General features: G+C 37.9%; 9 protein-coding genes and 2 pseudogenes. 2 read left to right on the top strand and 9 right to left on the bottom strand.

Translation table 11 applies throughout. The annotated features are described in order from the left end of the window. Window positions 1-200: 200 nt before the first annotated feature. Window positions 201-493 (top strand): annotated as a pseudogene (locus tag HT693_RS01240) (ISNCY family transposase); the annotation flags it as partial. 407 nt (window positions 494-900) lie between these two features. Here the strand turns inward: HT693_RS01240 and kdpC are convergent. From kdpC to HT693_RS01210, 6 genes are all read right to left on the bottom strand, one after another. Next, complete coding sequence (gene kdpC, locus HT693_RS01235; protein ID WP_001225808.1) at window positions 901-1,518, bottom strand: potassium-transporting ATPase subunit KdpC; 618 nt, start codon at window positions 1,516-1,518, stop codon at window positions 901-903. A gap of 124 nt (window positions 1,519-1,642) precedes the next feature. Further along, window positions 1,643-3,712, bottom strand: coding sequence for a potassium-transporting ATPase subunit KdpB (gene kdpB / locus HT693_RS01230; RefSeq protein ID WP_101514414.1), 2,070 nt, complete (start codon window positions 3,710-3,712; stop codon window positions 1,643-1,645). A gap of 8 nt (window positions 3,713-3,720) precedes the next feature. Further along, the gene (locus HT693_RS01225) at window positions 3,721-5,466 is read right to left on the bottom strand and encodes a potassium-transporting ATPase subunit KdpA (RefSeq protein ID WP_000939242.1); all 1,746 of its coding nucleotides are present in this window, start codon (window positions 5,464-5,466) and stop codon (window positions 3,721-3,723) included. A 12-nt stretch (window positions 5,467-5,478) separates the two neighbouring features. Further along, a complete protein-coding gene (gene kdpF / locus HT693_RS01220) occupies window positions 5,479-5,556 on the bottom strand; it encodes a K(+)-transporting ATPase subunit F (protein ID WP_007285010.1) in 78 nt (25 codons plus the stop codon). A gap of 299 nt (window positions 5,557-5,855) precedes the next feature. Further along, window positions 5,856-6,581: a response regulator transcription factor gene (locus tag HT693_RS01215; protein ID WP_000787304.1), complete on the bottom strand. Its 726-nt coding sequence runs from the start codon at window positions 6,579-6,581 to the stop codon at window positions 5,856-5,858. Next, window positions 6,571-9,204: a sensor histidine kinase KdpD gene (locus HT693_RS01210; protein ID WP_138706157.1), complete on the bottom strand. Its 2,634-nt coding sequence runs from the start codon at window positions 9,202-9,204 to the stop codon at window positions 6,571-6,573. Before HT693_RS01210 ends, HT693_RS01215 begins: the two co-directional genes overlap by 11 nt. A 65-nt stretch (window positions 9,205-9,269) precedes the next feature. Here HT693_RS01210 and HT693_RS01205 point away from each other — a divergent pair. Then, a pseudogene (locus tag HT693_RS01205) lies at window positions 9,270-10,150 on the top strand (ISL3 family transposase); the annotation flags it as partial. A 67-nt stretch (window positions 10,151-10,217) separates the two neighbouring features. Here the strand turns inward: HT693_RS01205 and lysS are convergent. The 3 genes from lysS to pyrF form a co-directional block, all read right to left on the bottom strand. After that, complete coding sequence (gene lysS, locus HT693_RS01200) at window positions 10,218-11,708, bottom strand: lysine--tRNA ligase (RefSeq protein WP_050207953.1); 1,491 nt, start codon at window positions 11,706-11,708, stop codon at window positions 10,218-10,220. Window positions 11,709-12,093: 385 nt separating this feature from the next. Further along, complete coding sequence (gene pyrE / locus HT693_RS01195; protein ID WP_023935748.1) at window positions 12,094-12,726, bottom strand: orotate phosphoribosyltransferase; 633 nt, start codon at window positions 12,724-12,726, stop codon at window positions 12,094-12,096. A gap of 33 nt (window positions 12,727-12,759) precedes the next feature. Then, a complete protein-coding gene (gene pyrF / locus HT693_RS01190) occupies window positions 12,760-13,461 on the bottom strand; it encodes an orotidine-5'-phosphate decarboxylase (RefSeq protein ID WP_172924676.1) in 702 nt (233 codons plus the stop codon). Window positions 13,462-13,665 lie beyond the last annotated feature (204 nt).

The raw sequence follows: 13,665 nt of genomic DNA, 5'->3' as shown, positions 1-13,665 counted from the left end.
TAGTAAATCGAACGTGAAAATGTCCCATTTGATAAAATAGTCGTATGAAAAGGATCCAACTGAATATGAATGAAACGAAAAAATATCTTGTGATAAAAGCTATAGACCAAGGAAAGAAAACAAATAATCGAGCCTGTGTCGAACTGAACCTTTCTAAAAGACAAAGCAATCATCTGCTACTAGCCTATCAACAGAAAGGAAAAGAAGTCTATTTCAGCAGAAAGACGAAAGCATTCGTTATAAAAGAAGTTGACGGTGACATCTACCTCAATATCGCTGACAAGATCTATCACACAAAGGAGCTACTAGTTCATGAACTCTATTCGAAAAACTTTGAACCAGAACCAGAACAAAAAAAGAAAGACGCAAGTATATCCCTCCACAAACCCATCCGTGGAAACTCACATCTTTCAAACAATATCTTCAGAAAAATAAAAAGGATTATGAAGAGTTTACTAGTGAGGAGCTTGATTCTCCTCAGCTACAAGTATAATCTATTTCTCGCTAAATGGGAAGCTGTTCCTTAAAGGAAATCACTCTATCCCTTACATTTAGGAGAGAGAAAGCAAGGAGTCTAAGACAAGCATTTCATTTGACAAAACAGCTTCAAGGGTTCCTCGTATCAAATAAAATCAAAATAATTGCCCTCAATCTCACCATTTTTTTGGGACATCATCACTTTCGATTGACAATTCTTCAGTGAAATGAGTTTGTCACAAATCTCAAACCAGCTAAAAGTAGTTCATAAATAAATGCCAACTTCCTTTCTCTATCTGTAAGATACTCATCAGATTATATAGTCTAGGAAGTAAGAGTTCTTTTTTATCCCTTTTTTTGTAATAGGCGTACCTCTCACTACTAATTACTTGCAATAATACCCGTATAACTTTTACAGCGGTGTTAGTTTAGTTCCTTCATAATATCGATGTTAACTTTTAACACAGACACCCTATCTTCACCTAGAAATCCAAAAATTTTTGTTACTGTATGCTTGTCAATGATTTCTTCCAGTCTAGGCAAGCTAATACCTGTTGTCTTAGAAATACGGGGGAGTTGTAGTTTAGCACTTTCTGGACTGATTTCTGGATCCAATCCCGAAGCCGATGTTGTTACCAAATCAGCAGGGATATCTCTGATTGAAATAGTTGGGTTTTCTTCTATGAGAAGAGACAGTTCCTTTTGAACACGTACTTTTAGTTCAGGATTACTAGGAGCCAGATTTTGGGAACCAGAAGTAATATCCCGCCTTTGTCCACTTGGGTCTCCTTCGCTAAGGTAAGTATTATACTGAATAGCAGATGGTCTACCATGCAGAAAAGCAGCTGACGAAAATTCTTGCCCAATTAAAGCCGATCCAATAAGCTTCCCATCCTGCTTAATTTGACTACCATTGGCTTGAACAGGAAAAATAAACTGCCCTAATCCGGTAATCAGCAAAGGGTAAAATAATCCACAAACCGCCCCAAATAAAAGACTTAGTCGGACAGAACGTCTGATATGTATAAATATTTTTCTCATGATTGTTATTCATTCCTTTCATGTTCAACCCAAGGAAAAGACACTGATTCTTTTAAACGTAAAGCAATGTAGATAAGTTTCAATCTTATTCCTCTAAATATTATATTATATTAAACTAATCTTATCAGGATAAACCCAATAGATACAATAATGGAGTAATACTCATATCAATGATTTTAATTCCAATAAACGGGATGAAGACTCCACCCAAACCATAAATCAGCATGTTATGAGCCAAAACTTTTTCTGACCTTTGAGGCTTATAAGAAACTCCTTTCATCGCAATCGGAATTAGAAGAGGAATAATAATGGCATTGAAAATCAGAGCCGATAAAATTGCGCTGGAAGACGTTGATAATGACATGATATTTAACGATTGCATTTGGGGGATACTGGGCATAAAAATAGCTGGAATAATGGCAAAGTATTTGGCAATATCATTAGCAATTGAAAAAGTGGTTAAAGCTCCTCGCGTCATTAATAATTGCTTTCCAATTTCAACGATATCCAGAATCTTGGTTGGATCGCTATCTAAATCCACCATATTAGCAGCTTCTTTAGCAGCACTTGTTCCAGAATTCATAGCAATACCGACATCTGCCTGAGCTAGTGCTGGGGCATCATTAGTCCCATCTCCTGTCATCGCAACAACTTTTCCTAAGCGTTGTTCTTTTTTAATAGCTTCAATTTTATCTTCTGGCTTGCATTCAGCGATAAAGCTATCAACGCCTGCTTCTTGAGCTATGGTCGCAGCGGTAAGAGGATTATCACCGGTACACATAATAGTTTTAATTCCCATTGCCCGTAGGCGAGCAAAACGCTCAACTAAACCTGGTTTGATGGTATCCTTGAGAGCAATCACTCCCAAAATATTCTGCCCCTCCACTACTGCCAGTGGAGTTCCCCCAGCTGAAGCAATTCTTTCACTGATAGACTTCAAATCTTTCGGAATCACACCACCTTTACCTTTAATATAGCGACTTATAGCATCTGTGGCACCCTTACGTATCATTCCCCCATCAACAAAGTCTATCCCACTCATTCGTGTTTGAGCAGTAAAATCAATAAAGGTCATATCTTCAGAAATAGGAGGAATACTTGCCCCATATTCTTTAGCAAGCTTAACAATTGATTTTCCTTCCGGTGTATCATCCTGTAGAGAACTTAGCATAGCTGCTCTTATTAAAGACTCTTGACTAACACCATCTACAGGAACAAAATGAGCAGCCATACGATTTCCAAAGGTAATGGTTCCTGTTTTGTCCAAAATCATAGTATCCACATCACCACTAGACTCCACTGCTTTTCCTGACATAGCAATCACATTAAACCGTGTAACGCGATCCATACCTGCAATTCCAATTGCTGACAGCAGACCTCCAATTGTTGTTGGAATTAAACATACGGTCAATGCCACAAGAGTAGTAACTGTAATCTTTATGTGCAAAGCGCTAGCAATCGGGTACAAACTTCCAATTACCATTAAGAATATAATTGTTAAGCTGACTAGCAAAGTATTCAAGGCAATTTCATTAGGGGTTTTTTGCCGAGAAGCACCCTCTACCAAGGAAATCATTTTGTCCAAGAAAGACTCTCCAGCACGTGAGGTCATTTTCAACTTAAGCCAGTCACTAGCAAGAGTTGTCCCTCCTGTTACAAAAGCAAAATCACCACCAGGTTCTTTGATCACCGGAGCTGACTCTCCTGTAATAGCTGATTCGTCTACAGAAGCAATTCCTTCAATAACTTCACCGTCACCAGGAATTAATTCTCCTACCTTAACCAGAACGATATCTCCTTTTTGCAAGGCTGTGGCCTCAATAGTTTCTTCAAGAAGGGTCTGACCATCATTGTCAAAATAGAGTCGTCTAGCTGTCATATTTTCTTGCGTCTTTTTTAAACTTTCAGCCTGTGCTTTTCCTCTTCCTTCCGCAATGGATTCAGCAAAATTAGAAAATAATAAAGTTAAAAATAAGATCACTGCTACTATGCCATTATACAATTGACTACTTTGGCTATCTTGTTGAGCATCAACGGGGATAATTGTTAAAAAGAAGGTCAGAACAAAACCAACTTCAACTACAAACATTACTGGATTTTTAATCATGTAACTAGGGCGAAGTTTTACGACCGCTCCTTTAAGGGAACTGAGTAGTATCTTTTTTGTCAGAAAGTAAGTTTTCTTTGAAATCATAATAAACCTCATTGAGTTAGAAATTCAGCTAAAGGTCCTAGTACAAGGACTGGTAAGAAAGTTAAGGCTGATATAATCAACACTATCACACCTAAAATAATGGCAAAAGTCCCCGTATCTGTTTTTAAAGAACCTAGGGAATCATTCACATGTTGCTTAGTCATTAACGAACCAGCAATCGATAGCTGAAGAATCAAAGTCACATAGCGTCCAAAAAACATAGCTAATCCTGTAGATATATTCCAGAATAAAGTATTGTCTTTTAGTCCTTCAAATCCCGATCCGTTGTTAGCAGAAGCTGAGGTAAATTGATAAATCACTTGTGATAAAGAATGAAATCCTGGATTGGTAACACTGTTAAATCCTGCTGGCAATGAGACAGCTACTGCTGAAAAACCTAGAATAATCATAGGGTGAACCATGATGGCTAAAGCAATTAAAGTCATTTCTTTACCTTCAATTTTTTTTCCTAAATAAACAGGTGCACGCCCAATCATTAATCCACAAATAAAAACAGTAAGAAGAACGTACAGCATCATATTCATTATTCCTACACCTTTACCGCCAAATATAACATTGAGCATCATGTTAATCATAGCTACTCCACCACTTAGAGGAGTCAAAGTATCGTGCATATTATTCACGGAACCCGTTGTAAAAGCCGTTGTTATTTCTGTAAACAGACCAGACATTGGAATACCGAACCTAACTTCTTTACCTTCCATACTTCCCATTGATTGATTCAAACCCAATTGATGCAAGACAGGATTTCCTCTACTTTCTGACCAAACAATAATGGATAAACCAACAAAAAATAAGAATAGCATAACAATCAGAAGCGGTCTTGCCTGTCCTCCTAGTTTAATAAACGTAGATTTAGTGGACTTATAAGAAACTTTCTGTACAGATTCAAAGGGATGATCTTCCTTTTTCCTAGATGAAACCATATGACCAAAAACAACTACCATAGAACCTGGTAACAACATCATAGATAGCATTTCAATAATATTTGTGATTACATTAGGGTTTTCAAAGGGAGTTGCTGAATTTGCTGCAAAAAAACCACCACCGTTGGTTCCCAAGTGTTTAATAATTTCAAGAGAAGCGACCGGTCCCATTATAAGACCTTGTAAATTGCCCTCCAAAGTAGTCGCATATAACTCTTTTGATAGTGTTTGGGGAACCCCCTGTGAAATAAGTAACAAAGAGCCTATTATTGAAAAAGGAAGCAACACTCGAGTAATCACCCGAACAAAGTCAACATAGAAATTCCCCATGTCTTGATACTTGCCTGATACACCTCTGATAAAAGCCATAGCAGCAGCATAGCCTGAAGCAGCTGAGGTAAACATCATAAAAGTAATGACAACCATCTGACTAAAAAAAGACAAATCCCTCTCACCAGCATAATTTTGTAAATTAGAATTGGTGATAAAAGATATGACTGTATTGAAACTCAGGCTTGATTCTAATGAACCAACACGGGTGGGGTTCAAAAAGAAAAAGGCCTGTGTTCTTAGGATTACATAAGCCACTAGAGCCATAACAGCATTAGTTAAAATAAGGGCTACAGCATACTCCTTCCAAGTCATTCCTTTTTTGTCCACATCAAGCAACTTATAAATCCACCTATCAATAGGATCCATAATGGGATCTGCAAAAGTTTTTTGCTGGCTAGCTATATGGTAAAGATACTTTCCAGTTGGTAATATAATAATACAAGCCAGTACTAAGACAAATATGATTTGTAACATCTCACATTCCTCCTAAAATCTCTCCGGGTGTAACAGAGCATAAAATAAATAACAGATTAATAAACCAAAAATTATTCCTAATACTATCATAGTACACTCTCCCTCTAATCACCTTTAAGGTGCTTATCACACCAAACAATAAAACCAATCATTAACAAAAAAATAAAAAATAAAACTAGAAACATTATGAAATCTACTAGCATTGTATCCTCCTTCAAGAATATAATCATTCTACCACGAAAAGTATAAAAATGATATAAAGATTACGGATATAAAATAAAGATTATATAAAGATTGTCTCCTAAAATAACCTAAGACAACCTATCCTAAGACTTGTTTCAAATAGCTGCCAAGAAATTACAAATCAGGTGAATAAAATTCTTTTTGGATTATTTGTCATCATAATTTTCAATCTTAATCATACGATAACCGATACCAATATGAGTTTGAACCATTTTAGAGTAACCCAATCCTAATTCGATTTTTTTTCGCAATGTATTAACAAAAACTCTCAAAGCAGAAAAATCTTCCTCATAATATCCCCAAATTTCCTTGACAATAAAACGATAAGTCAACACTCTATCAACATTCTCTGATAGAAGACAAAGCAACTTATACTCAATCGGGGTTAAGTGAATTTCTTGGTTATTAACAAATACACGATTAGATAAAAAATCAACATGTAGCCAGCCATTAGTAAAAGATGATTTTTCAGAATTACCGTCACTTTGTTGATTAATCTGCTTTGACCTCCTAAGACTAACTCTTAACCGAGCGAAAAGCTCATCAATGCTAAAGGGTTTCGTCAAATAATCATCTGCCCCAGCATCAAGTGCATCAATCTTGTCACTTTCTTCTCCACGTGCACTAACAACAATAACAGGTAGCTGTGAAAAGCTACGAATCTTGTCAATAATGTCTTTACCATCCATATCTGGCAAACCCAAATCCAATAATAATAAATCTGGAAATTGCGAAATGATCTGACGCAAAGCTTCCTCTCCAGTCCGAACTGATACATAATGATAACCTTCAACTTCCATTGCTAAGGATAAAAGTCTGTTAACGGAAGAGTCATCTTCACAAATTAAAATCTTAACATTTTCATTTTTCATGTAATACATTCACCTCCGCTAGTGGTAGTGTAAATCCAAAGATAACTCCTTTAGGAGTATTGTCATGGACGTAAATAGTCCCCCCATGTGCTGTAATAATACTCTTACATAAAGATAATCCTATACCTAGGCCTCTTTTACCATCGGATGCCAAATTTTCTGATGTATAAAAAAGGTCAAAAATCTTTTCTTTTGCTTGATCGTTAATACCAGGACCATCGTCAGAAACCTCAACCACCAGGTTCTGATCCTTTCTATTACTCGTCAATGTAATTAAAGATCCTTCATGCGTATATTTAACTGCATTGTTAATGATATTAACCAGTACTTGCACAATCAAGGGAGCATCCATTTTAGCTATTAATAAATCATCTGATAAAATTAAAACAAAGTCATGATTCTTAATATGTTGATCCACATGTTTCAAAGCTTCTTCAATCAACTCATCGAAAACATTTATTCTTAATGAAAGAGTAGTATCATTATCCAATTTAGTAATTGACAATAAATTTTCAATCAGATTAATCAACCACATAGAGTCATCGTAAATATAGGCAGCTAATTCTATCATACGCTGTTTCTCCATAATTCCCCCCGTCTCCATCATTAATTTAGACTGACCTGATATGCTTGTAAGTGGAGTTCTCAAATCATGTGAGATTCCCCTTAACAAATCAACCCTTAACTGTTCTTTTTGTATTTTAAGTTCCATTTTTTGTTGTTCTTCGCGTAATGCTTCTTTTTCTAATGCCAAGGATGCCTCTCCTAAAACAGTTAGAATAACAGATTTTTCAAACAGGTCAATCATTGTTTTATCCTCTATTAAAATACCAATAATAGCAAAAACAGAATCTTTACCTCTGACAGATAAATACAGAAATTTAGCAGCAGACAAGGTGTTTGTTGTTGCTCCAGCTTGTTTATTATTATATAAAACCCACTCAACCACTCCTCGCTCATTGTACTGATAGTAATCAGCTAAGGTCCTCAAAGAATGACTGGTAGGGAAATATTTCGGCGTCTCCAAAGTACCACCTGTTACAGGATAAATCACCACATCACTATTCAATAATTTTTTGACTTGAATAGCTAGTTCTTCTAAAATAGAAGGAATAGAGTCTGCCTGAGATAATCCTCTATTTGTTTGTAGTAACAACTCTGTTAGATAAGATTTTTCAGTAGATAATCTTGCCTGCTCTTGAATCCTTTTTATGAGACTAGAAGTAATCAGACCAGTAATTAACATAATAGCAAAAGTCATAGGATAAGTAGGATTAAAAGAAGTAAAAGTGTAGTAGGGGGCCACAAAAAAGTAATTAAAACAAAGAACTGATAAAATAGAAGAAATCACACTATAAAGTTTTCCTTTTGTCCAAACAGCATTTATTTGAACACTTAATGTATATATTATTATAATGTTGTTGGTACTGAGATTCCAGAAACGAAATAAAAGACCTGTTAAGGTTACTAGCAACAATACCACCAGTGTTTTAACCAAATCACTGAAAGAAAATTGCCATTTAGAAAACCAAGAAGGCAACGAGAGCTTACCAACCGAAGTCTCTTTTTTTCCTCTAGTATTATGGACTACAAACATATCCAAATCAGGAACATTCTTACTAAGAACTTCCACAATATTTTCTTTAGGCCAAATAGTTCTGGAGCCACTTTTTCCGACTACTAACTTAGAAACACGGCTCAATTTTGCGTAATCAGCAATCTGCTTGGTCACATTATTATAATCCATAACTGTCACCTTAGCTCCCAACCGCTCTGCCAATTCCAAGTTCTGATGTAACTCCTGATTAGTCAGTTCCCTATCTAAACTACCAATATACAGGGCTGTAAAGTCTGCATTAAGAGCACTTGCTAATCTTGAAGCAGCGCGAATGACATGTGAAGAGGAGGGAGAGGGTGACACACAGACCAAGACATGTTCCTTGGTCACAATACTATCTTTAACTTTTTTTCCTCGAAAAGCACTTCCATTAATCTGATCAGCTGCTTTGCGCAAAGCGATTTCTCTCAAAGATATTAACTTTTCTTCAGTAAAAAAGTGACGCTTGGCCAATTTAGCTTGCGATTTAGAATAAATTTTTCCTTTATCCAATCGTTCAAGTAAATCTGATGGGTCAATATCTACAAGTTCAATCTGATCAGCCTGATCAAAAATAGCATCTGGAATTATCTCATTAACTTGAATCCCTGTAATAGCTTCAATCACATCGTTTAAACTTTCAATATGTTGGACATTTACAGTAGTATAGACATCAATCCCTGCATAAAGCAGTTCCTTAATATCTTGGTACCTCTTTTTATTACGTGACTCAAAACAGTTAGTATGAGCCAATTCATCCACTAAAATAATGCGTGGTTGACGCCTTAAAGCAGTATCAATATCAAACTCATTTAAGGTGATACCTTTATATTTTATTGTTTTAGGAGATAATTGCTCAAGACCAATCAGTAAAGCCATAGTCTCAGGTCGATTATGAGGTTCAATGTAACCTACTACCACATCTACTCCAGCTTTTTGAGCTCGCTGCGCTTCTCTAAGCATAGCATAGGTTTTTCCAACTCCTGCAGCATAACCAAAATAAATTCTTAACGCCCCTGTTTTCATAACATCACCTTAGTTAACCCAACCTTTTGTAGTAAAATCATTTATCAGAAGTCATTATAACCTAATTTTATTTTTTTTACAATAGCCTTCCTGAGATTATATCATGGGACGAGTATGAGTTCACCAAGGGAAAGATGAGTTTCATTGCGCAAGATTTTAACAAGCTCAATATCATCACTGTTCTTGAGGGTAGAACACAAGCTGTCATTCGTAATCACTTTCTTAAGTATGATAGAGCCGTCCGATGTCGCGTCAAAATTATTACTATGGATATGTTTAGTCCTTACTATGACTTGGCTAAACAGCTTCGCTTTCGAATTTCTAGGCTCAGGCTGAAACATCTCCCAGACTGTTTCACTCCCTAATGCAAAAATTGTTCTTGATCGTTTTCACATTGTGCAACATCTAAGCCGTGCTATGAGTCGTGTCCGTGTCCAAATCATGAATCAATTGGATCGAAAGTCTCATGAATACAAGGCTATCAAGCTCTACTGGAAGCTCATCCAGCAAGATAGTCGTAAACTCAGCGATAAACGATTTTATCGCCCTACTTTTCGTATGCACTTGACCAATAAAAAAAATTCTAGATAGACTTTTGAGCTATTCAGAAGACTTGAAACACCACTATGATTTCTACCAGCTCTTGATTTTTCACTTTCAGAATAAGGAGCCTGACAGATTTTTCGGACTTATTGAAGACAATCTTAAGCAGGTTCATCCTCTTTTTCAGACTTTCTTTAAAACCTTCCTCAAAGATAAAGAGAAGATTGTCAACGCCCTTCAACTACACTATTCTAACGCCAAATTAGAAGCAACCAATAATCTCATCAAACTCATCAAACGCAACGCCTTTGGTTTCCGGAACTTTGAAAACTTCAAAAAAACGATTTTCATCGCTCTGAACATCAAAAAAGAAAGGACGAAATGTGTCCTTTCTAGATATTAGCTGACTTCAACCCACTACAGTTGACAAAGAGCCAAAAATCCCCTGGCAAGTACCAGAGGATAAGAGCTTATTTCATTGTTGGGAAGAGCAATACATCACGGATAGTAGTTGTATCAGTGAGAAGCATGCAGAGACGGTCGATACCGATTCCCAAACCACCTGTTGGTGGCATACCATATTCAAGAGCCTCGATGTAGTCATAGTCGATACCGGTCGCTTCATCGTCACCAAGTTCTTTTGCTTTTGCTTGGGCTTCAAAACGACTAAGCTGGTCGATTGGATCGTTGAGCTCAGTAAAGGCATTACCGTACTCCTTAGTCATGATGAAGAGCTCAAAACGGTCAGTAAAGCGTTGGTCTTCAGGATTTTTCTTAGCCAGTGGAGATACAGCTACTGGATGTCCATAGACAAAGGTTGGTTGGATTAAAGTTTCTTCAACAAACTCTTCAAAAAAGGCATTGATGATGTGACCAACCTCAGTATAGTGTTTCTCAACAGGAACTTTTTTCTCAGCAGCGATAGCTTTAGCTTCTTCCAAAGTCATGTCTTGCCAGAAATCGACACCAGTAATTTCTTTGATAGCATCCACCATGTGAACACGTTTAAATGGTTCGTTGATTTTTATTTCAGTTCCTTGGTAGTTGACTGGACCGTCGCCCTTAACTGATTTAGCAGCATGTTGGATAATGCCTTCCGTCAAATCCATGATATCTTGGAAGTCTGCGTATGCTTGGTAAACTTCGATAGAAGTGAACTCAGGGTTGTGAGTAGCATCCATTCCTTCGTTACGGAAGATACGGCCAATTTCATAGACGCGTTCCATACCACCCACGATAAGGCGTTTCAAGTGAAGCTCAGTCGCGATACGAAGCACCATGTCAATGTTTTGGGCATTGTGGTGGGTGATAAATGGACGGGCAGAGGCACCACCAGCTTCGTTGTGAAGAACAGGTGTTTCCACTTCAAGGAAACCTTTTTGGTCAAGGTAACGACGAATTTCAGAGATGATTTTTGAACGAGTGACAAAGCGTTCAAAGCTTTCACGGTTAGAAATCAAGTCAAGGTAACGTTTACGGTAAATTGTTTCAACGTCTGTCAAACCATGGAATTTCTCAGGAAGAGGACGAAGGGCCTTAGACAAGTGTGTGATGTGAGTAGCCTTGATAGAGAGTTCTCCCATATCCGTACGCATCACTTCACCTTCGACACCAAGGAAGTCACCAAGGTCTGCTTTTTTGAAGATTTCGTAGTTTTCTTCACCGACAGCATCCTTACGAACGTAAATCTGGATTTGACCTTCGCGGTCTTGAAGGTGGGCAAAACCTACTTTACCTTTACCACGTTTGGTTACCAAGCGTCCTGCGATAGTAGCTGTTTCGTTTTTATCGTGTAATTGTTCTTTATCGAGGTCAGCAAATTTATCTTTTAATTCTTGTGAATTTGCAGTGCGTTCAAAGCGTTTTCCAAAGGGATCGATTCCTTGTTCACGGAGCGCAGCCATTTTTTCACGGCGAACGATCTGCTGGTCATTTAGTTCTTCCATATGTTCTGTTGACATGGGATCCTCCTAGATTTACTCAAAATTGAATACGATGAGTCATTTTTTGCGATACTCCCATTTTATCATAAATAAGCAAGAAATTCACGGATAATCTTTCAAAACTAAAAAGAACTTGACGCTAAGATTACTGAGCCAAATCACTGAAAAGACTGGGATAAGCAAGAAATTCCAAAATATCAGAAAAGGGATCTGACAATATTTATGGATTATACTTTAACCCTTGTAACTTTCATGACGTGTGCTACTTTTTATATAAGAGCAAGCCAAGCAAATCTAAAACTGAAACAATTGACGTAAAAAACATTAACAACTTGAATCTTGTCATTCATACACCTGATATGACAGAATAGTATAATTTTTAACCTTTTAGTCTTTTGATTTTTTACACCTCTTGCCAATTCTCTTGGTCTTCCTTAAAGCGTTTTAGAAGGTCGAGTCCTTCTGGCGTGATATAGCCTTCTTCTTGGGCTAGGTGGATGAGTTCACTGTAGTTAGAAAGCGTCACCAATTTCACACCAGCATCTGCAAAGTTCTTATCTGCTTTTGGCAATTGGTAACTAAAAATCGCTACAACTCCAAGTACATCTGCTCCTTCGCGTTTAGCTGCTACTACGGCTTCAAGAACAGAACCACCCGTTGAAATAAGGTCTTCAACCACTACCATTTTTTGACCTTGAGCTACGCGACCTTCGATTTGGTTACCAGCTCCGTGGTCTTTTGGTTTGCTACGGATGTAGGCAAATGGCAGGTTCATCTTGTCAGCAATGATGGCTCCGTGAGGAATCCCTGCTGTTGCAGTTCCTGCAATGACTTCTACCTCAGGAAAGGCTTCTTTGATAGCTTCCACAAAGCCATTTTCAATTAGGGTACGAGTTTCTGGATAGGATAGTGTCACACGATTATCAGTGTAAATCGGTGACTTGATACCAGATGCCCAAGTGAAGGGTTCCTCTGGTTTGAGGTAAACGGCTTGGATTTTCAAGAGGTGGCTAGCGATATCTTTGGCAAGTGTCATGGTCTTCTCCTTTTATTTTTCTAAGCTAGTTCTTTAATTCCAGTCCTGTGTCCATTCATCCTTGATGGCATGATAAGCTGCAACAGGATCCTCAGCTTGGGTAATGGGACGTCCCACTACGATATAGTCACTGCCGATGTGATAGGCATCAGCAGGTGTCATGACTCGTTTTTGATCTCCAACTGCAACACCAGCTGGACGAATCCCTGGTGTCAGACAGATAAAATCTGGATTGGTAGCCTGCTTGATGACTTGTACTTCCTGAGCCGAGCAAACAACACCATCCAAGCCAGCTTCAGCTGTCTTCTTGGCATAGTGAATCACAGACTCTTGCAGACTGGTTTGGATATTTTGAAACTCCTGCATCTGAGCTTCTGACGTTGATGTGAGCTGAGTTACAGCGATCAATTTGGCTTGACTCCCAAGACCTTCACGCGCCGCCTTCATCATCTCTACACCACCAGCCGCATGGACATTAGTCATATCGACACCAAGCTGAGACAAGACCTTCATGGCTGACTTGACTGTATTGGGAATGTCATGAAGTTTGAGATCCAAAAAGACACTATGACCCAAACCTTTTAAGTAGGACACAATCTCAGGCCCCGCTGCGTAATAAAGCTCCATCCCTACCTTGAGATAAAGGCTTTCTTCTGCTGGGAAAAGAGCTAAAAATTCCTTGACCGCCTCAAAACTAGGAAAATCAAGAGCAATGATTGGACGATGTTCTCGCATAGGTTTCTCCTTTTACCTTTACTAGTGAGAGAGTCTGGCCAACAGAAGCCACGAAAAAAGGAACCTGCCAACAGCAAGGTTCCACGAAAAATGGGTAGTCTCCACCCTTTCACCGTCTAACCTTAGCTGCCTCTCTGGACTGCTTTAAAGGTTTTTTACTATTCTATTATTTCTACTAGCACTTGTCAAGTAAAAACAGCTAAA

The sequence above is a fragment of the Streptococcus sp. 2154 genome (assembly GCF_013277255.1).
Classification (GTDB): domain Bacteria; phylum Bacillota; class Bacilli; order Lactobacillales; family Streptococcaceae; genus Streptococcus; species Streptococcus pseudopneumoniae.
Note: the sequence above shows the minus strand (reverse complement) of the source record. Positions and strands in the feature narration are given on the sequence as shown.

Coding starts and splice junctions, on each gene's coding strand:
- kdpC (WP_001225808.1), bottom strand. CDS start 1,518: ATGAGAAAAATATTTATACATATCAGACGTTCTGTCCGACTAAGTCTT.
- kdpB (WP_101514414.1), bottom strand. CDS start 3,712: ATGATTTCAAAGAAAACTTACTTTCTGACAAAAAAGATACTACTCAGT.
- HT693_RS01225 (WP_000939242.1), bottom strand. CDS start 5,466: ATGTTACAAATCATATTTGTCTTAGTACTGGCTTGTATTATTATATTA.
- kdpF (WP_007285010.1), bottom strand. CDS start 5,556: ATGATAGTATTAGGAATAATTTTTGGTTTATTAATCTGTTATTTATTT.
- HT693_RS01215 (WP_000787304.1), bottom strand. CDS start 6,581: ATGAAAAATGAAAATGTTAAGATTTTAATTTGTGAAGATGACTCTTCC.
- HT693_RS01210 (WP_138706157.1), bottom strand. CDS start 9,204: ATGAAAACAGGGGCGTTAAGAATTTATTTTGGTTATGCTGCAGGAGTT.
- lysS (WP_050207953.1), bottom strand. CDS start 11,708: ATGTCAACAGAACATATGGAAGAACTAAATGACCAGCAGATCGTTCGC.
- pyrE (WP_023935748.1), bottom strand. CDS start 12,726: ATGACACTTGCCAAAGATATCGCTAGCCACCTCTTGAAAATCCAAGCC.
- pyrF (WP_172924676.1), bottom strand. CDS start 13,461: ATGCGAGAACATCGTCCAATCATTGCTCTTGATTTTCCTAGTTTTGAG.